We start from the raw sequence: 17,980 nt of genomic DNA, 5'->3' as shown, positions 1-17,980 counted from the left end.
ACAGCCATTGCGCTAAACAATTTATTTAGGGAAGTGACTAAACATATGTTATCGGGAAAGGATGCTAAATGATAGATTTCATTGTACGCTTTGTCTCGCTCTTTAGCCTACTGACACTTGTCGTGATCATTTGTATGAAATTCATTGGTGCTATGAGGATAGAAAAAGGCAACAATAATCTAATCCACTTTGCTACGGAGTTAATCCTTTCTGGCATTGCTAGTTTATCATTGGCATATTGGTTGTCCTTTATTCAAGGTTAGGATATATGGCAAGTGAAGTGAAAATTGAGTCATATTTAGAGACTAAAATACGATTATATCTTTAGGGATGTATATTTAATTTTAATCTTCGGGGCACCCTCTCCTATTTCAACATAATTCTACTTGGCTTTAATGAAATTAAATATAGCATCCTTAATATGAGTTCAACAAATTAAGTTTAGGCACAATGTGTCTAACTTTGTGCCTAAATCTTGTCAAAAACTTGTCATTATGACAGTATAGTGCAAAAGAAACCGCTATTGGTGATGTTGAATGAAATACTAAAAAAGCCCTATTTTAAGGGGTTTTTCGAAGTTTTAGGAGTGGTGTCAAGAGAGGGACTCGAACCCTCGACCTCCGGCTTATGAGACCAGCGCTCTAACCAGCTGAGCTACCTTGACATGGTTAAAAGAGGTTGGCATTATATAGTCATAAAACTTATACTTTGGTTAATTATAGTATCTTTCGTAAAACATGAAAAAAAGCTGAAAACATTGAGTATATAAGACTAAACTTTTACCGCTTTTTTCTTGACTTTTGAGGCGTATTTGTGTAAAATTTTGTCACTCGAAACAAACGAGTGCTAAATTTTAGTCAAAAGGACATACAAATGACTTTCAAACCACTTGGAAAACGTGTACTTCTTGAAAGAGTTGAAGAAGCTACAACAACAGCAACAGGTATTATCATTCCTGACAATGCCAAAGAAAAACCTCTTAGCGGTATTGTTAGAGCAGTCAGTCCTAAAGTTGAAGAAAAAGGACTTGTAAATGTTGGTGACAAGGTTGTCTTTGCAAAATATGCAGGCACAGAGCTTACGCTTGATGGCAAAACCTACGTGGTGATGACTATCGACGACATTCTTGGCGTTTTATAATCAATCAATAAAAAAAGGAAATAACCATGGCAAAAGAGATTCAATTTTCAGACAATGCTCGCAATGCACTCTACGAAGGTGTTAAAAAACTCAATGACGCTGTAAAAGTTACCATGGGACCACGCGGTCGCAATGTTTTGATCCAAAAAAGTTTTGGCGCTCCAAGCATCACCAAAGACGGTGTTTCTGTGGCAAAAGAGATCGAACTTAAAGATACCATCGAAAACATGGGTGCTCAACTCGTTAAAGAAGTGGCTTCAAAAACAGCGGATCAAGCAGGCGATGGCACAACGACGGCAACGGTTTTGGCCCACGCAATTTTTAAAGAAGGTCTTAGAAACATCACCGCAGGAGCCAATCCTATTGAAGTGAAACGTGGTATGGACAAAGCGGCTGAAGCGATTATCGCTGAGCTTAAAACGATGGCAAAAGCGGTTAAAGATAAAAAAGAGATCGCACAAGTTGCAACGATTTCTGCCAACTCTGACACGGTTATCGGTGAATTGATCGCTGAAGCGATGGAAAAAGTGGGCAAAGATGGCGTTATTACCGTTGAAGAAGCAAAAGGCATCCAAGACGAACTTGACGTTGTTGAAGGTATGCAGTTTGATCGCGGTTACCTCTCTCCTTACTTTGTGACCAATCCTGAGAAAATGCAGACGATTTTAGAGCATCCTTATGTTTTATTGTATGACAAAAAAGTTTCTAACCTTAAAGATCTTCTTCCTGTCCTTGAGCAAGTTCAAAAAACAGGTAAACCTTTGCTTATCATCGCTGAAGACATCGACGGTGAAGCATTGGCAACGCTCGTTGTGAACAAACTCAGAGGTGTTCTTAACATCGCTGCGGTTAAAGCACCCGGTTTTGGCGATAGAAGAAAAGCAATGCTTGAAGACATCGCGATCATCAGTGGTGGTGAAGTGATCAGTGAAGAGCTAGGACGCACACTTGAAGCGGCTACCTTGGCAGACCTTGGTCAAGCAGCACGCATCGTGATCGATAAAGACAACACAACCATCGTCAATGGCAATGGTGATAAAGCGCGCATTGACGCTCGTGTTGGTCAAATCAAAGCGCAAATCGCAGAAACAAGCAGTGACTACGATAGAGAAAAACTTCAAGAGCGTTTAGCCAAACTCAGCGGTGGTGTTGCGGTCATTAAAGTGGGCGCTTCAACAGAAACTGAGATGAAAGAGAAAAAAGACCGTGTGGATGATGCACTTTCAGCAACCAAAGCAGCGGTTGAAGAAGGTATTGTTGTGGGTGGTGGTTCTGCATTCTTGCTTGCAAACGCAAAAATCAAACTAAACCTTACTGGCGATGAAGCGATTGGTGCTGAGATCGTTACACGTGCCCTTAAAGCACCTCTTAAACAAATCGCTGAAAATGCGGGTTTTGATGCAGGTGTTGTGGCGAACAATGTTCTTGTTAGCAACAAACCAAACTATGGCTTTAACGCTGCAACGGGTGAGTATGTTGATATGTTTGAAGCGGGCATCGTTGATCCGGTTAAAGTGTCTCGCATCGCACTTCAAAACGCCGTTTCTGTCGCAAGTCTACTTTTGACAACAGAAGCTACTATCACCAATGCAAAAGAAGATAAAGCTCCTTCAATGCCCGATATGAGTGGCATGGGCGGAATGGGAGGCATGGGCGGAATGATGTAATCATTCCCTCCTGCTTTACATGTAAAGCCATTTCGGTGGCTTTACGCTTTCACACATCATGAAAAAACTGACCCTTCTTCTCATCTTTGTAACCCAAACACTCTTTGCAGCCGATTCGCTTATGGATGCACTCCTTGATGGCAATCTAACGCACAAAGTCAATGCCAATTACAACGAAGCAAGCGACGACGAAAGCCCCTTTTCGAGCACCAAAACGCAAAAAATTCTTTTTCACTACAAAACAGCTCCCGTGGAAGGCATACGACTAGAAGTTGCCACCCAATCGTTTGCCACCGAAACCCGTCAAAGCAGCACTGATAATACCATTTATTACACGGAAGCGATTTATGATGGCAGGGCGGAAGAGATTGGGTATAAGCTAAGAGCCAACTATTATGCCGATACGTATCGTCAAAGTATGGAGCAAAGTGGGATTGCAACGACCAATGCGTTTGGGGTTAAAGCGCAAATAAATTATGAAAATTTTGGAAGTTATGTTGCTTATTCAAAGGTACTTGAAGGCACTCACAGTGCGAGTGGCGACTTGGATGGCAAAGATCACCTTCTTCCCACCTCTTCTGTGCTCAGCTCCAACAACTACACGCCCAATACAGAGGCATACGCCGTTGATCTGAACTACTCGCCTCGCAAAGACATTACGCTAGGCTCTCGCTATGTTGTTGCCACAGAAATGCAAACCAATCTCTCCTACACGGGTGTTTACAGTAACTTTCAACTCAATGAAATTTCCAAAGGGCTCAATCTAGGCGTTTCGTACGATAAAACTGGCATGGATAAACAAAACGATCAGTTTAGCATCAACTTCAAAAGCAATTTTTAATGCCCTCGTCCCAAGAGTTCGGAAGCTTCCATCACCACCATAAACGCCTCTTTATCCACGGCTTGGATCAGCTCTTTGAGCATCGGGATTTTGCGATTTTCGACGACTAAAAAGATCATACGTTTGTTTTCATGCTCAAAAATACCATCCCCCTCAACAATCGTTCCATTTTTACCAAGCAACGGCACGATTTGAGCGCAGAGTTCTTCGATTTTGGTGGAGACGATGTGCACCACTTTTTTAGAAGGACCTCGGGTTAAAAACATATCGATGCTCTTCGCGCTGATGTAAATGCTCACCATACTCCAAAGCGCTAAATCGATGTTTTGAGAGATAAACGCAATCGCAAGGATCACGAGCATATCGATAAAAAGCATCACCGAAGAGGCTTTGATGCTTGTCTTTGATGCGACGATTTTGGCGATGATGGTCGAACCTCCAGCCGAAGCATGACCGCTTAAGATAAACCCTAAACCGATGCCAACCGCAATGCCACCAAAGATAGAGGCTAAAATCACATCGTGGCTGAGTGCGTTTACATGTAAAAATTCAACCATGAAGTCGATACACACCGAGGTAAATCCAATCGCGATGATACTGCGAAGGGTAAAATGCTTGCCAAAGTATTTGGTGCCCAAGAAAAGCAGTGGGACATTAATCCCGATCATAAGCACGCCCACGGGCAGTTTAAAAAGGTAATGCCCTAAAAGCGCCATACCCGATGTTCCGCCCGTTACCAACGCATTGGGAATAAACAGAGCCACGACACCAAAGCTCAAAAAGAGCGAACCTAAGAAAATATAACTGTAATTTTTGAGTTCTGATTTCAAGAGGAAAAACCTTACATGTAAGAAAATAATGGCGCTATTTTAGCGTTCGCAGGCTTCAAGAACAATAGTGTCGATGGAAGGAAGCGTTAAGAAGAAGTCACTCAGAGGCGTGCACCTGCCATCAAAACAGAGCTCGTACTCTTTGGTAAACGGTGAATGCGCCAAACGAAGCTCTTGCTGTGGTAGCATATGCGGTGTGTAGTGCCAAGCACCTTCCCTAAACAGAGCATCAGGTGGCGGTTCCATCCCTGCACCGCTTCCACGCACACTGGCATGAATTACATGTAAAGAGTTTCCCTCGATTTGCCACTGCTCTTCCCAGCGAATTTTCTCAACGGAGTGCATCCAAGCGAGGGTAAAGGAGTTTAGGAACAGTGTAACGCTCACGGCTCCTGAACTCATACATAAAGCGATCATCGCTTACGGTTTTTCCACCCATTCCACGCGATAAACATAAAGCCCAATACAAATCCAATCTGATCGGTCACAGGAATCGCCGCGACCAAAAGTGCCGCTGAGGCTGCAGCAAACACACGCTCAAACATGTGAAGCGGTGACCACAGATACCCAATTGCCGCACAACCCCACAAGAAGATCGCAAGAAGCGCTTTAAGCACGATGTAAACCACCGCGATCCATGTTGGATCGCCTTGCATCATTAAGGCAGGATCGTACACCGCCATAAACGGCACAACAAACCCTGCAATGGCAATTTGCGTTGCTTTAAAGCCGATCTTCATCGCGGAAGCTTTGGCGATGGAAGCCGCCGCAAAAGCCGCAAGAGCGACAGGAGGTGTGAGGTCTGCCATAATGCCAAAGTAAAAAACAAACATGTGACTTACGATGAGAGGAACACCCAGTTTTAAAAGTGCCGGTGCTGCGATGGAACTGGTGATGATGTAATTCGGAATGGTCGGAATGCCCATACCCAAGATGATACACGCCACCATCGTCAAAAGCAACGAAAGAAAGAGACTCTTCTCGCCCACTTCCAAAATAAACCCTGCAAAATTCGATGCCGCACCTGTCAGCGTTAGCACACCGATGATGACACCCACGATCGCACACGCAATTCCCACGCCAAGGGCTTGTTTCGCCCCATCAATGAGGGCGGTTTTCATCGTTCTAAGCGTATCACGTCCACCTTGCACCACAAAGTTAAGAAGCACAAGAACGACAATGACGCCCAACACAGGCACAATGCCCCACTCGATAAATGAAGCGGCACTAAGCCCAAGCGCAAACCAAAAGACATACCGCAGTGCTGTTTGAGAAATGCGCACTGCAATCGCGGCACCCAAAATAAGCACGGACGTCAGTGTTAAGCCCATCATGCCTGCAAACATTGGGGTAAAGCCATGAAAAAGCATGTACACGAGTGCTGCTAATGGAAGCGCTAAATACCAACTGGCTTTAAGCTCTGTCCATGGATTGGGGCATTGATCGGCGGGAATGCCTAAAAGTTTGAGCCGCCCTGCTTCGAGATGCACCATCCAAAAAGCGGTGAAATAATACAGCATCGCAGGAATAATCGCCGCTTTCACAATGTCTGAGTATGCCACATTCAGCGTCTCCGCCATAATAAACGCTACCGCACCCATAACAGGAGGCATAATCTGCCCACCCATCGAAGCAGTAGCTTCAACAGCACCCGCAAAAACAGAGGTATATCCAAAACGTTTCATCAACGGAATCGTAAACTGCCCAACGGTTAAGACATTGGCGACGCCTGAGCCTGAGATGGTTCCCATGAGTCCTGAAGAGATGACCGCAACCTTAGCAGGTCCGCCTTGTGCGCGTCCAACCAGACCAAGTGCAAGGGCATTGAAGAGGCGAATCATGCCCGCATTTTCCAGAAACGTTCCAAAGAGAATAAACAAAAAGATGTACGTCGCAGACACAAGGGTTGGTGTACCTAAAATACCATCGCTTCCAAGGTAGAGTTGCCCTACGATCTGGTCAAACCCAAACCCACGATGCGCGATGGAAAGTGGCAAATACTGCCCAAAGAAACCATACGCTAAGAAAAGCCCACACACAAACGTCAGCGCCCAACCCACAACACGACGTGCTGCTTCAAAGACCAAGAGACTTGCCGCCGTTGCCACGAAAAGATCCATCGTTGTCGGATCGCCTGAGCGCTCAATGAGATCTGCTTCAAAAACGAGATGGTAAAAGCCAAGGGCAAAACCAAAAAAGGAGAGCAAAAGATCATACCAAGGGATGCTTTGCTGTGTTCGACCACGTTTGGTTGCAGGGTAAAGCATAAAAATCAAGAAGACCAAAAAGCTTACATGTAAAGCTCTAATAATCAAACTAGAAAACGGGTGAAACGCCGCAACAGAGATCTGGTAGGCCGAAAAAGCGAGCGCTCCAGCCATCACCAAACGCGACGCCCAACCTATAAGCGAACGTTGGTGACCGTGTTCTTCAAAATCGGAAGTCTCTTCGTGGACTTCCTCGTTTACTAAGGCAGACATACTTATTCCTTACATGTTTGATAAAACTTCACGTTTATTTTAAAACACCCACTTCTTTGTAGTAACGCTCTGCTCCTGGATGCAAGGGTGCAGGAGGATTTTTTGCGGCATTGGCTAAACTAATGCCTTTGGCTGCGGCGTGCGCTGCGACCATTTGGTCTAAGTTTTCAAACATGGTTTTGGTCATCGTGTACACGGTTTGCTCCGAAACGCCAGAGTGTGTGACAAGGAAGTTTTGAACAGAAACGGTTTTAACATCTGCTGTTTGACCTTCATAGGTGTTGGCAGGAATGATGCCTACTTGATACGCTGGATCATCGATTTTTTTGACAATCTCTTCAGGAATGGTCAAGAAAACCACTTTTTGAGAGGTCGCAAGATCGCGAAGGGCAGCTACACCAGCACCAGATGAAAGCAGTGTCACATCGAGTTGTCTGTTTTTCATCAGCTCCACAGACTCAGCATACGAGAGGTATTCAACCTTGGAGAAGTCTTTGTAGCTAATGCCAGCCGCTTCTAAAATCTTTTTAGAGTTCAAAGCCGTACCTGATTTTGGAGCACCCACAGAGATGCGTTTGCCCTTGATGTCAGCAAAAGATTTGATGCCAGAATCCGCAGCAGCGACAAAGTGAATGTAGTTGGGATAAAGGGCTGAAATGGTACGAAGCTTATCGAGTGGCGCTTTAAAGCCAGCATCGGCATCGCCTTTGTACGCATCAGAAAACGAATCACCCAAAGAGATACCTGCCTCGCCTCTTCCTGCTTGGAGAAGATTGAGGTTTTCGACACTTGCCTTAGTTGCTTGAACCGCTGTTTTAGAATCAGGAAGTGCTTTGGCATACATCTGCGAAAGTGCGACACCTAGAGGATAATAAATCCCACTCGTTCCACCCGTCAAAACGTTGATAAACTCTGCCGCATACACGGAAACACTCAAACATACGGCTAATGCACCTACTAAAAGTGATTTTTTCATCCATTGCTCCTTATGAAATTTGATATTACACCAAAGGCTTATGAAGCCCCGTTAGTCTTATTCTAACGACCAAGGCTCCATAAACTTCTTATAATTTTACTTTAATGCAAATTTCCTTGGAAAATCTAAATAAGTCACACCATAACAAATTTACATGTAAAGTGTTTCCCTGCGAAGCATTTTAATAGCCAAGCACCGCATCAACCAAAATAATCGTCGTGCGCCCTTCGTCATCGCCGTTGATGTAGGCAAATTTTCGACCGATGTTACCCATGTTATGGCGTGGCTCTTTTCCCATACTGATGGCAAGGTTATTCATACGCTCAATGTTCTTGGGACTTGCCACATCGCGAATGCGCGCAAAGCCCTCTTCCACGTTTGCAACCAACTTATTGATGCCTGCAATAATCAGCACCTTTTTAGGTCCAAAGATCTGTGCAGCGACCCGATTTCCACTACCATCGGCATTGATCAGTTCTCCATTTTTCGTCAGCGCATTGGTACTCGTGATGTAAAGATCTGCGAGAATGCCTTTGTGCCTTCGCTCACTGTTTTCTTCCATGCTGATGCCCACTTCATATTGATTAAAAAGTGTGATGTCTTTACGAGAAGTAACATAGTCATACAGCCCAATTTCTTTAACCGTCGTCGATCCGCCAAATCCTATGCTCATGTGCGGCTTAATAAAACTCATCGCGACACTCAGCGCTTCTTCTTGCGTGGGAACACAAATGAGCTCGAAGCCATGTTTTTTATAGATTTTTTTTAAATTTTCCATCGTATCATCCTTTGAATGTGTGAACTGTTGAACTATTATAGAAGAAACTCTTATTTTAAACAAGGGTTAAACAAGCTATAATAATGCACTATTAAGAACATCATAACAAGGAATTGACCCCTATGGGAAGAGCGTTTGAATACCGAAAAGCATCAAAAATGAAACGATGGGGAAATATGTCACGCGTATTTCCAAGACTGGGCCGAACCATTATGATGGCGGCCAAAGAAGGCGGCGGAGACCCTGAGAGCAATGCAAAACTCAGAACAGCGATCCTCAACGCTAAAGCGGAAAATATGCCCAAAGACAACATCGATGCGGCGATTAAACGAGCCCTTGGCAAAGATGCACAAACCCTTAGCGAAGTCACCTTTGAAGGCAAAGGACCGCACGGTTCACTTTTTTTTGTGGAATGCGCAACGGACAATAACACACGAACGGTTGCGAACATCAAAAGCGCGTTTAAAAAAGCAGGCGGAGAGATGGTCAATAATGGCTCACTCGAATTTATGTTCTCACGCAAAGCGGTTTTTGAGTTCGCGAAGACTTCTGAGATGGACATCGAAGAGCTAGAGCTTGAGCTGATCGACGCTGGACTTGAAGAGATTGAGGAAGAAGATGGCGTGGTCTTGGTGTATGCTGACTACACCAACTTTGGAACACTCAACGCCGCGTTTGATCGCCTTGGCATTAGCCTTACCAAAGCCAACTTGGAGCGCATCGCTAACACGCCGGTCAGCTTTAGCGAAGAGCAGATGGTGGATGTTGAAAAGATCATCGAAAAAATCGAAGACGATGACGACGTACAGGCAGTTTACACGAATATTGGTTAACACTTTTGGGCTTTACATGTAAAGCCCTACTCCTTTAAATGATCGAAAAAATCCCGAATATCCACTTCTAAAACATTTGCAATTTTACACAAATGTTCAACATTGAATTTTTTGCGCTGAATTCCGAGTTCTGCTTTGGCGTAAAATGCTGCCGATGAGTGTCCGATAGCAAGCGCCATTTCAAGCTGACTCTTTCCTCTCTTTTCCCTCAATAGCTTTACATTATGGCGTATTTGAGCATGTATTTCTTCAACATCATATTGACACATAATCCTCTGCTCTTTCAAAACAACACCTGCATAGGTGATTTTTGGGTGAGTTTACTTTGATAACGCGTTTGCTTCAATGTCCTATAGGACTTTGCAGTATTTTTTGTATTGGCTTACAATGCTCAAAATATTAATTTTTTATTATTAGTTGTGCATAAACGAATAGCCAAGTTACGGAAGGAAAAGCCGTCTAACTCTCGTATTCTATCAAATTATTAGGTTTATTATTTTAGTGCATTGAAAATATCTTCAGGTTAAATACAATGGGGGCAAAATTGTAATTTTAACGTCACTCCCACACATTAATTTTAGTTAAAAATTTAAAAGGAGTTCATATGAGTCTATCCAAACAGTTGATGACAATGCTTTCCATTGCCATTTTAGGAATTATTGCCGTTTTTACAATCGGGCTAAGTAAAATGGATAATGTGTACGAAGAGACCAATCGATGTAATATCGATTCACTACCGAGTATTTTGATTTTGAATGATATGCAAGAAAATTTTTATTCTATGAGGGTTCGTGTATGGGAGCACGTTGCCAATTCCGATAAAGAGAAGATGAAAGCCATCGAAAAACAATTTTATGACAATAAACGTCTCTTTGAAGAGAGCTCTAAAAAATACGAGCCTTATCTTCTCACACAAGTGGGAAAAGAGTACTTTAAAAAGATTCAAGATCTTTTTGCTTCGTACACGGCGTTATCGGAAAAAGTATTTAAATTTTCGTATGAGGGAAAACAAGAAGAGGCGATAGCACTGATTTATGAAAACCGTGCTACGGTTACAGCTGCAACCAAAACACTTTACGAGTATATAGATGTGAAGAAAGAGAGAGCTTTTAAAGGTGCACAAGAAGCTGGAGTAGAAAAAAGTAATGCCAGCACCATGATGATAGGACTCTCCTTGCTCATTGCCCTTGTGATGATCATCATAGGCATCATGATCCGCAATAACATCATGCAAGGTGTCTCACTGATCCGTGATGGCATCAGTGGTTTCGTGCAAAACAAAGAGCTCAAATTTAGAATCAAATACGGTAAAAACAATGAGATTCAAGAGATCGTCAATAGCTTTAATAGCTTGGTGGATACCTTAGAGGTCATCATTGATGATGTGAAGCGCTCTTCCAGTGAAAATGCTTCGGTTTCGCATGAACTCTCTACCACGAGTATGCAAATTGGACGTAATGCTGAAAACAGTACGGTCATCGTGAACAACACGATTGAAGAGATCGTGACGATTAAGAAGTTTGTGCAAGAGACCGCTATTCTCTCCGAAGAGATGAAAAAGAGCATTGCCCTAGCAGGTGATAAACTAGAATCGGCTAAGAAAGAGGTCATCATGCTTAAAGATGAAGTCGAACTGGCAAGTGAAGCTGAAACCGCACTAGCACAGCAATTAGAACAGATGAGTAGAGATGCCGAACAAGTTAAACAAATCTTGACTGTGATCTCTGATATTGCCGATCAAACCAATTTACTAGCATTAAATGCTGCGATTGAAGCAGCCAGAGCAGGAGATCATGGACGTGGCTTTGCGGTGGTTGCGGATGAAGTACGAAAGTTAGCAGAACGTACCCAAACTTCTTTAACCGAGATTAATGCAACGATTAATATCATTGTTCAATCCATTGTGAACTCTTCCGATAAGATGACCAAAAATGCTCAAAACATTAGACGTTTAGCAGGAGTTTCAACGACAGTCGAAGAGACCATCATCAGTACCACATCGGTGATGGATGAAAGTGTAAAATCGGTCACCATTAGTGCGAATAACTCCAATAAGATCGCAAAAGATACCGATAAGATCGTCGATCTTGTGACCAATATCAACTCCATTACCTCTGAGAATGCTAGAAGTGTGGAAGAGATCGCCTCTGCGGCGGATCATCTCTCGAAGCTAGCGGAAAATCTCAATGTGAAGTTAGGGCAATTTCAGTAAAAAGATAAAATCTTTACATGTAAAGGAGGAAAATCTCTCTTTACATGTAAAATATCAGCCGAATAAATTTTCAATTCTGTATAATTAACCCTTTATTTAACGCTTTATGAGGAATGTGCATGACTGTCGCCCTAAATACTACTTTGGGAGAGCCAAGGATCGGCTCAATTCTTCTTATCGATTGCTCTCAAATGTTTTCAAAAATGCTTCAAAGAGAGCTCAAAGCGCTAGGGTATCCTGTGCGGCATGTAAGCACACTGCATGCTGCCATCGAACTGCTCACATTTTTTTCGTTTGACCTTATCATTGTAGATCTGAGCCTTCCGGATGGTGAAGGGGAGATGATTCTGCAAAATCTGCATATTTTTGGAAATCCTAAAATTTTTATTTACACTTCCGATGCCACAGCAACCCTGCATGAGACGTGGTCAGAGTATGGCGTTTTGGGCTCTTTGTGTAAAACTTCTGCGTTGCCTGTTGTGATGAAAGAGATTCATAAAACGATGAAAACACTGTTGTACAACACCCTTTATTCTATTTTAGTGGTGGATGATTCGCCCATCAGTGCGCAGTACCTTCAGACCATTTTGCGTCCACATCATTACGATGTTGAGATTGCTTACGATCAGGCGACTGCTCAAAAACTCCTCTGCATCACCGCATTTGATCTTATTATCGTAGATGCGTCTGCTTTAAATAGCCTAGGAGCGTCATTGTTGGTGCAGTTTCGAAACATGAAACAGAGCATGCACATCCCTATTTTTATGCTCACCGAGCATTACGATGCCCACACGATTAGAAAGCACATCCAACAAGGGGCAAATGAGTTTTTCCATAAGCCGTTTATTGAAGAAGAGCTGCTCTTAAAAGTCAATTTTTGGATCGATTTTGGGCGTAAAACCAAAGAAAACAGCTATCAAAGAACCGTGTTGCACGAGTATAAAAATGCAATCGATCGCAGTACGATTGTCTCAAAAACCAACAAAGAAGGCATCATCACCTATGCCAATGACAAATTTTGCCACATCTCAGGGTATCGTTATGAAGAGCTCATTGGGCGACCGCATAGCATTGTCCGCCATCCCAGTATGCCAAAAGAGATTTTCAAACAGATGTGGGAAACGATCTTAAAGGGTGAAAGATGGGAAGGTGTCGTTAAAAACAGACGCAAAGATGGCTCAGCTTATTGGGTCAATGCCGTGATCAATCCCATCATTGATAATGATGGCACTATTATCGAATTTATCAGCATCCGAACCGACATTAGCAGTGTGCATGAGATTCATGATTCGCTGCAAAATCAACTCAAAATTTCTGAGAAAAACTTTGAAGATGCGTACCACATGTTTAAACAATACGAACACGCCATCAATGAAAGCACCATCCTAACCCGTACCGATTTAGAGGGTAACATCACCTTTGCCAATGAAAATTTTTATAAAACAACCGGCTTTAGCGAAGACGAAGTCATCGGTAAAAATCACAACATTATTCGCCATAAAGACACGCCCAACGAAGTTTTTGCCGATTTGTGGCGAACGCTCAAAGAGGGAAATGTTTGGAGAGGCGTCTTTAAAAACCAACGCAAAGATGGCAATGCTTCATGGGTTTACTCCACGATTTTGCCCATTTGCAATAAGCACAATATTCCCCTTGAATACATGGCAATTCGTCGCGACATCACGGAAATTATCAACCTGCATGAAGAGCTTGAAGCAACCCAACAAGAGGTTATTTACCGCATGGGCGAGATTGCGGAGAGTCGTAGCAAAGAGACCGGCAATCACGTCAGACGCGTCGCCGCCTACTCGCGCCTTTTAGCTTTAAAATACGGACTGGATAAAAAAGAGTCCGACCTCATAGGCTCTGCTTCTCCAATGCACGACATCGGCAAAGTGGGCATTCCTGATTCGATTTTGCAAAAGCCAGGACCTTTGAGCGATGAAGAGTGGGAGATCATGCGCACCCACGCGATGCTGGGCTACACGATTTTGCAAAACTCAACACGCCCACTGCTTCAAGCCGCAGCCATCATCGCCAAAGAGCATCATGAAAAGTACGATGGAACGGGCTATCCGCTCAATCTTAAAGGAAGAGACATTCATCTCTACGCGCGCATCGTCGCCGTCGCCGATGTTTTTGATGCGCTGAGTCATGATCGTTGTTACAAAAAAGCTTGGGAAGATGCAGCTGTTTTTGAATTTTTTGAACACGAGCGTGGGAAACACTTTGACCCGCAAATCGTCGATCTTTTCCTCAGCGCGAAAGAGGACTTTTTAGCCATTCGCGATAGCCTAAAAGACTCCATCAACTACGCGATCTAAGGGGTTACTTCTGCGTTGAAGAAGCCAACTCTATTCCAAGTCCTGCAAAGCTTAGCGCAAAACCACGTTTCAGCCATGTTTGAACACGCTGTGAGTCCATAACACGATGGCGAAAACCATGTGCCAAAAGACCATACAAGACAAACACCACAAACGTCATCAACATAAATACCGCACTTAAAACTACCATATCGCCCAGCGGCGACGTCGTTTCAGGCAAGACAAATTGCGGTAAAAACGCCAAAAAGAAGATGGTCAATTTGGGGTTGAGGATGTTGAGCAAAAACGCTTTGGTCGCCAAAGAGAGCGCCGTTGATCGCGAAGAGATTGCTTGAGTTTCAAACCCACTTTTGTCTCTCCATGTCATGAGTGCCAGATAAAACAGATACACAACCCCTGCAATTTTTAAGACTTCAAACGCCAGCGCACTCGTGTGCATAATGGCAGCAAGCCCAAAAATCGTCGCTAAAAGATGTGGCACAATCCCTGAGGTACACCCAAGCGCGGCATACACACTGGCTTTTCGACCTTGTGCCAATCCTGTCGAGATGGTAAACAGCACACTCGTACCAGGAATCAGCACCACAATCAAAGAGGTGATCAGAAATTCAATGCTTATCATAACGGTAACTCCTGCTTAAAATGATTGATTTAGTGTACCACAAGACCTATTTTCTTTACCTCAAAATCTTTACATGTAAAGCACTAAAGCTTGCACATTTGGCGAAAGACTTTGAAAATCTCCTCCGCATTCACCTCGATTCCTTTCTCATCACATAACTTTTGTACTTCCAAAGCAATTTCAGTTTGCATCGCTTTGGTCGTCTCAATGCCATAAAACTCTTTGAGAACATACGCCACGCCGCTTTTGCCCGACTGCGAATTGATGCGCACCACATCTTTATAATCTCTCTTAATGTCCTTTGGGTCGATCACAAGGTACGGCACGTGCCAATAGCCATCTAAGCTCACCTTTTGAAACTCCATACCCTTCTTTATAGCGTCTTGATGCGTCCCAGAAAAAGCCGTGTAGATCATAGAGCCCACATAGGGGTGACGGGGAGGAATCGTGCTGTGCGTTAACGTGATGATCTCCTGCAAAATCGTATCGATGTTATAAATGTCCAACATCGGGTCAATCCCTTGAGAGTAAAGGTTAAACGCCATCGTAACCAAGTCAACATTGCCCGCTCGCTCGCCATTGCCCAAAAGCGTTCCTTCAACCCTTTGCGCCCCTGCCAAGATCGCCATCTCCGCACTCGCAACCGCTGTGCCTCTGTCATTGTGTGGATGAACGCTCAATATTACCGCGTCTCTCTCCAACATCTGTTTGCTCATCCACTCGATTCTATCGGCATAGATGTTGGGTGTACAGGCTTCTAAGGTGTTGGGCAAATTAATCACCATCGGTGCATTTTTACTTGGCATCCATTCGCTGATAACCGCATTCACCACATCGCGTGCAAACTCCAACTCGGTTTGCGAAAAGCTCTCAGGCGAGTACTGAAACATCACATCGCCTTTGAATTTTGCCGCCTCTTCTTTAATGATGCGCGTGCCCTCAACCGCTAAAGCGATAATCTCCGCTTTGCTTTTGTCAAACACAATTTTGCGCTGATTGTCTGCCGTTGGGTTGTAAAGGTGCATCGTGACTTTTTTAGCCCCTTTTAACGCTTGAAAGGTTCTTTTGATGTGTTTATCAATGGAAGGCATCAAAACTGCAACCCTAACATCTTCAGGGATTAAATCTTGCTCGATCAACATACGACAAAAGTCAAAGTCCGTTTGCGAAGCGCTCGGGTATGCGATCTCGATCTCTTTAAATCCCATCTCCACCAATTTTTGAAAATACGCCAATTTTTTAGTCGCATTCATCGGCTCTACAAGGGCTTGGTTGCCATCTCGAAGATCGGTACTAACCCAAATGGGCGCCTTGGTTATAATGTTACTTGCCCACTCACGGTGTGCTAAAGGTACCAACGGGTACGGTTTGTATTTTTTAAATGTTTGTGTACTTTGCATAGAAATATCCTTATGGACATCATGATAGATGTAAAAAATTAATAAAAAATTGTGCAATTTAGAGAGAAGTATCCTCAGGGCTAAAAAGCCAATTTAAACAATGAACAATGAAAAATAAAAGGGGTGAGTGTGAAGTGTTAACGGAGCTTCAGGAGGAGGACGACGACGAGTGATGCGTTAGAAAATTGCGCAATGCTCTGAGGTTGGTGTATGGTTTGATGGGATATAAAAGTTGCCATCGGGTCTCCTTTAAGAAAATTTGACAAAAGTATAGCACAGAAGTTTGAAAATCGCAAAAGAGGTTTTACATGTAAAACGTTTGAGGTCATGTAAGGAGAGATTTCTCCTTACATGTAAAGACTAAAACTTGCCTTTTTCTTTGAGTTTTTTATACCACGCGTTGTGAAGGAATTTGACTTCCTCTTCTTCCACGTAGCCTGTAATAATGCTATGAATTGCCCCTTTAATCGCCACTGCTGCCATATAAATATGGGTAAAGAAAACAGCAACCAAGATAAAGCCCATCACGTTATGAATAATCGCAGAAGCCCTTAACATATCAATGTGGCTTAAGCCTGTGAGATTATGCAACATCTCAATTTTAAAATCCATGAAGAACATCATGGCGCCACTGAGGATCATCACTAAACCACCAAGAACACAGACCCAATACCACATTTTTTGACCTGCGTTAAATTGGGTTGCATTAATGATCTGCTTCTCTTTGGAGAGATAACCGCCTAAAATCATAAACCATTTAATATCTTCCAGATTAAAAATCGCCTCTTTAATCCACATCAGCGCCATAGGAATAATGACAATGGCAAAAGGAATGGTAAAAATACCATGAAGGTTTTTCGCCGCTCTCACCAACGTACCGCCTCCAAAAAAGTCACCAAATACGATGATAAATCCTGTAGGAATAATCACCATAAAGCTTACCGCTGCTACTTGGTGAATGGTTCTATGGAACAGGTTAAAAGCATAATGTTTCTTATGGCTGTGTGGAAATACTTTTTGTCCTACAATTTTATAGTGTAAGAAAAAGACCGTTGGAACGCCTATTAAAACACCTAAAAATACCCATGCAAAGTATTTACTCTGCAAAAAGGTAAACCAAACGCCTAGTTTTAAACTCTCTTCTTGTCCGTATCCTAAGATATTTTGTATACGCATTTCACCCCAGATTTGACTATCGGTAGCCAATGCCACCGTAGCCAAACTTAGGAGCGCAATGAGTGCGTAAATATACTTTCTCATTGCTATTCCTTTCATTGGTTTTTATAGGCTTTGTCCCATCCGTACGATGAGTTCACGCCTTTTCCGCCACGAGCGGTGACACGTGCTCTAATGACATTGGACACAGATTCTGCGTCTCCTACAAGCAATGCTTTGGTTGAACACATCGCTGCACACACAGGCACTTTACCCTCGGCGATACGGTTTTGACCATAGAGTTCAAATTCATGATGTGAATTGGTCGTAAGCGGACCTCCTGCACACATGGTACATTTATCCATTGCACCTTTAGAGCCAAAAATGCCCTCTCTTGGGAACTGTGGCGCACCAAACGGACACGCGTATAAGCAGTATCCACAACCGATACATTTGTTTTTATCGTGAAGCACCACACCGTCTTCGCGGATGTAGAAACAATCTACGGGGCAAACCTGCTCACACGGAGCGTCCGTACAGTGCATACACGCAACCGAAGTCGAAACCTCTTTACCTGGAATGCCTTCATGGATGGTAATAACTTTTCGTCGTGCAATGCCTACAGGAAGTTCATGCGCTTCCGCACATGCGATCGTACAACCGTCACACTCGATACATCGGCTCTCATCGCAGTAAAATTTCATTCTAGCGTTTTCCATCAT

Annotated in this window: 17 protein-coding genes and 1 tRNA gene; 7 read left to right on the top strand and 11 right to left on the bottom strand. The window is 43.4% G+C overall.

Features of this window, described 5'->3' with window-relative positions; genetic code table 11:
* Window positions 1–68 precede the first annotated feature (68 nt).
* Window positions 69–263, top strand: coding sequence for a hypothetical protein (locus tag JU57_RS03035; RefSeq protein WP_037956764.1), 195 nt, complete (start codon window positions 69–71; stop codon window positions 261–263).
* A gap of 324 nt (window positions 264–587) precedes the next feature.
* On the opposite strand, the gene JU57_RS03030 is transcribed toward JU57_RS03035, so the two are convergent.
* Window positions 588–664 (bottom strand) — tRNA-Met (locus JU57_RS03030).
* Between the two features lie 209 nt (window positions 665–873).
* Here JU57_RS03030 and groES point away from each other — a divergent pair.
* Genes groES through JU57_RS03015 form a run of 3 tightly spaced genes read left to right on the top strand, consistent with a single transcriptional unit; the run spans window position 874 to window position 3,648 of the window.
* Window positions 874–1,140 (top strand): co-chaperone GroES, encoded by a 267-nt coding sequence (gene groES, locus JU57_RS03025; protein ID WP_037956760.1) that lies wholly within the window; start codon window positions 874–876, stop codon window positions 1,138–1,140.
* Window positions 1,141–1,166: 26 nt separating this feature from the next.
* Entirely contained in the window at window positions 1,167–2,807 is a 1,641-nt protein-coding gene (groL, locus tag JU57_RS03020; protein ID WP_037956758.1) for a chaperonin GroEL, read from the top strand.
* Window positions 2,808–2,865: 58 nt separating this feature from the next.
* Complete coding sequence (locus JU57_RS03015) at window positions 2,866–3,648, top strand: hypothetical protein (protein WP_037956755.1); 783 nt, start codon at window positions 2,866–2,868, stop codon at window positions 3,646–3,648.
* Here JU57_RS03015 and JU57_RS03010 read toward each other — a convergent pair.
* The 5 genes from JU57_RS03010 to JU57_RS02990 form a co-directional block, all read right to left on the bottom strand.
* Window positions 3,645–4,478 carry a YitT family protein gene (locus tag JU57_RS03010; RefSeq protein ID WP_037956753.1) on the bottom strand — a complete coding sequence of 278 codons (834 nt, stop codon included), beginning with the start codon at window positions 4,476–4,478 and terminating at the stop codon, window positions 3,645–3,647. The genes JU57_RS03015 and JU57_RS03010 overlap by 4 nt on opposite strands.
* A gap of 39 nt (window positions 4,479–4,517) precedes the next feature.
* A complete protein-coding gene (locus JU57_RS03005) occupies window positions 4,518–4,895 on the bottom strand; it encodes a DUF1850 domain-containing protein (RefSeq protein WP_037956750.1) in 378 nt (125 codons plus the stop codon).
* Window positions 4,892–6,958, bottom strand: coding sequence for a TRAP transporter permease (locus JU57_RS03000; RefSeq protein ID WP_037956748.1), 2,067 nt, complete (start codon window positions 6,956–6,958; stop codon window positions 4,892–4,894). The genes JU57_RS03005 and JU57_RS03000 overlap by 4 nt, the downstream gene beginning before the upstream one ends.
* 34 nt (window positions 6,959–6,992) lie before the next feature.
* On the bottom strand, window positions 6,993–7,934 hold the full coding sequence (locus tag JU57_RS02995) for a TAXI family TRAP transporter solute-binding subunit (RefSeq protein WP_037956745.1): 942 nt from the start codon (window positions 7,932–7,934) through the stop codon (window positions 6,993–6,995).
* Between the two features lie 181 nt (window positions 7,935–8,115).
* Window positions 8,116–8,712, bottom strand: coding sequence for a lactate utilization protein (locus tag JU57_RS02990; RefSeq protein WP_037956743.1), 597 nt, complete (start codon window positions 8,710–8,712; stop codon window positions 8,116–8,118).
* A gap of 122 nt (window positions 8,713–8,834) precedes the next feature.
* Between JU57_RS02990 and JU57_RS02985 the strand changes: the two genes are divergently transcribed.
* A complete protein-coding gene (locus JU57_RS02985; protein ID WP_037956740.1) occupies window positions 8,835–9,545 on the top strand; it encodes a YebC/PmpR family DNA-binding transcriptional regulator in 711 nt (236 codons plus the stop codon).
* 26 nt (window positions 9,546–9,571) lie between these two features.
* Here the strand turns inward: JU57_RS02985 and JU57_RS02980 are convergent, their stop codons facing one another.
* A complete protein-coding gene (locus JU57_RS02980; protein ID WP_051906532.1) occupies window positions 9,572–9,814 on the bottom strand; it encodes a helix-turn-helix transcriptional regulator in 243 nt (80 codons plus the stop codon).
* A gap of 335 nt (window positions 9,815–10,149) precedes the next feature.
* Between JU57_RS02980 and JU57_RS02975 the strand changes: the two genes are divergently transcribed.
* Window positions 10,150–11,757 (top strand): methyl-accepting chemotaxis protein, encoded by a 1,608-nt coding sequence (locus JU57_RS02975; protein ID WP_037956736.1) that lies wholly within the window; start codon window positions 10,150–10,152, stop codon window positions 11,755–11,757.
* Between the two features lie 119 nt (window positions 11,758–11,876).
* The gene (locus tag JU57_RS02970; RefSeq protein ID WP_051906530.1) at window positions 11,877–14,081 is read left to right on the top strand and encodes a PAS domain S-box protein; all 2,205 of its coding nucleotides are present in this window, start codon (window positions 11,877–11,879) and stop codon (window positions 14,079–14,081) included.
* Between the two features lie 4 nt (window positions 14,082–14,085).
* Here JU57_RS02970 and JU57_RS02965 read toward each other — a convergent pair whose 3' ends face one another.
* The 4 genes from JU57_RS02965 to fdh3B form a co-directional block, all read right to left on the bottom strand.
* The gene (locus JU57_RS02965) at window positions 14,086–14,703 is read right to left on the bottom strand and encodes a LysE family translocator (RefSeq protein ID WP_037956733.1); all 618 of its coding nucleotides are present in this window, start codon (window positions 14,701–14,703) and stop codon (window positions 14,086–14,088) included.
* A gap of 83 nt (window positions 14,704–14,786) precedes the next feature.
* A complete protein-coding gene (locus JU57_RS02960) occupies window positions 14,787–16,103 on the bottom strand; it encodes a 2-isopropylmalate synthase (RefSeq protein WP_051906528.1) in 1,317 nt (438 codons plus the stop codon).
* Between the two features lie 360 nt (window positions 16,104–16,463).
* A complete protein-coding gene (locus JU57_RS02955) occupies window positions 16,464–17,363 on the bottom strand; it encodes a formate dehydrogenase subunit gamma (protein WP_037956732.1) in 900 nt (299 codons plus the stop codon).
* Window positions 17,364–17,374: 11 nt separating this feature from the next.
* Complete coding sequence (fdh3B, locus tag JU57_RS02950; protein WP_037956910.1) at window positions 17,375–17,977, bottom strand: formate dehydrogenase FDH3 subunit beta; 603 nt, start codon at window positions 17,975–17,977, stop codon at window positions 17,375–17,377.
* Window positions 17,978–17,980: the final 3 nt, after the last annotated feature.

The sequence above is a fragment of the Sulfurospirillum sp. SCADC genome (assembly GCF_000743525.1).
Classification (GTDB): domain Bacteria; phylum Campylobacterota; class Campylobacteria; order Campylobacterales; family Sulfurospirillaceae; genus Sulfurospirillum.
Note: the sequence above shows the minus strand (reverse complement) of the source record. Positions and strands in the feature narration are given on the sequence as shown.

Coding starts and splice junctions, on each gene's coding strand:
- JU57_RS03035 (WP_037956764.1), top strand. CDS start 69: ATGATAGATTTCATTGTACGCTTTGTCTCGCTCTTTAGCCTACTGACA.
- groES (WP_037956760.1), top strand. CDS start 874: ATGACTTTCAAACCACTTGGAAAACGTGTACTTCTTGAAAGAGTTGAA.
- groL (WP_037956758.1), top strand. CDS start 1,167: ATGGCAAAAGAGATTCAATTTTCAGACAATGCTCGCAATGCACTCTAC.
- JU57_RS03015 (WP_037956755.1), top strand. CDS start 2,866: ATGAAAAAACTGACCCTTCTTCTCATCTTTGTAACCCAAACACTCTTT.
- JU57_RS03005 (WP_037956750.1), bottom strand. CDS start 4,895: ATGATCGCTTTATGTATGAGTTCAGGAGCCGTGAGCGTTACACTGTTC.
- JU57_RS03000 (WP_037956748.1), bottom strand. CDS start 6,958: ATGTCTGCCTTAGTAAACGAGGAAGTCCACGAAGAGACTTCCGATTTT.
- JU57_RS02995 (WP_037956745.1), bottom strand. CDS start 7,934: ATGAAAAAATCACTTTTAGTAGGTGCATTAGCCGTATGTTTGAGTGTT.
- JU57_RS02990 (WP_037956743.1), bottom strand. CDS start 8,712: ATGGAAAATTTAAAAAAAATCTATAAAAAACATGGCTTCGAGCTCATT.
- JU57_RS02985 (WP_037956740.1), top strand. CDS start 8,835: ATGGGAAGAGCGTTTGAATACCGAAAAGCATCAAAAATGAAACGATGG.
- JU57_RS02980 (WP_051906532.1), bottom strand. CDS start 9,814: ATGTGTCAATATGATGTTGAAGAAATACATGCTCAAATACGCCATAAT.
- JU57_RS02975 (WP_037956736.1), top strand. CDS start 10,150: ATGAGTCTATCCAAACAGTTGATGACAATGCTTTCCATTGCCATTTTA.
- JU57_RS02970 (WP_051906530.1), top strand. CDS start 11,877: ATGACTGTCGCCCTAAATACTACTTTGGGAGAGCCAAGGATCGGCTCA.
- JU57_RS02965 (WP_037956733.1), bottom strand. CDS start 14,703: ATGATAAGCATTGAATTTCTGATCACCTCTTTGATTGTGGTGCTGATT.
- JU57_RS02960 (WP_051906528.1), bottom strand. CDS start 16,103: ATGCAAAGTACACAAACATTTAAAAAATACAAACCGTACCCGTTGGTA.
- JU57_RS02955 (WP_037956732.1), bottom strand. CDS start 17,363: ATGAGAAAGTATATTTACGCACTCATTGCGCTCCTAAGTTTGGCTACG.
- fdh3B (WP_037956910.1), bottom strand. CDS start 17,977: ATGGAAAACGCTAGAATGAAATTTTACTGCGATGAGAGCCGATGTATC.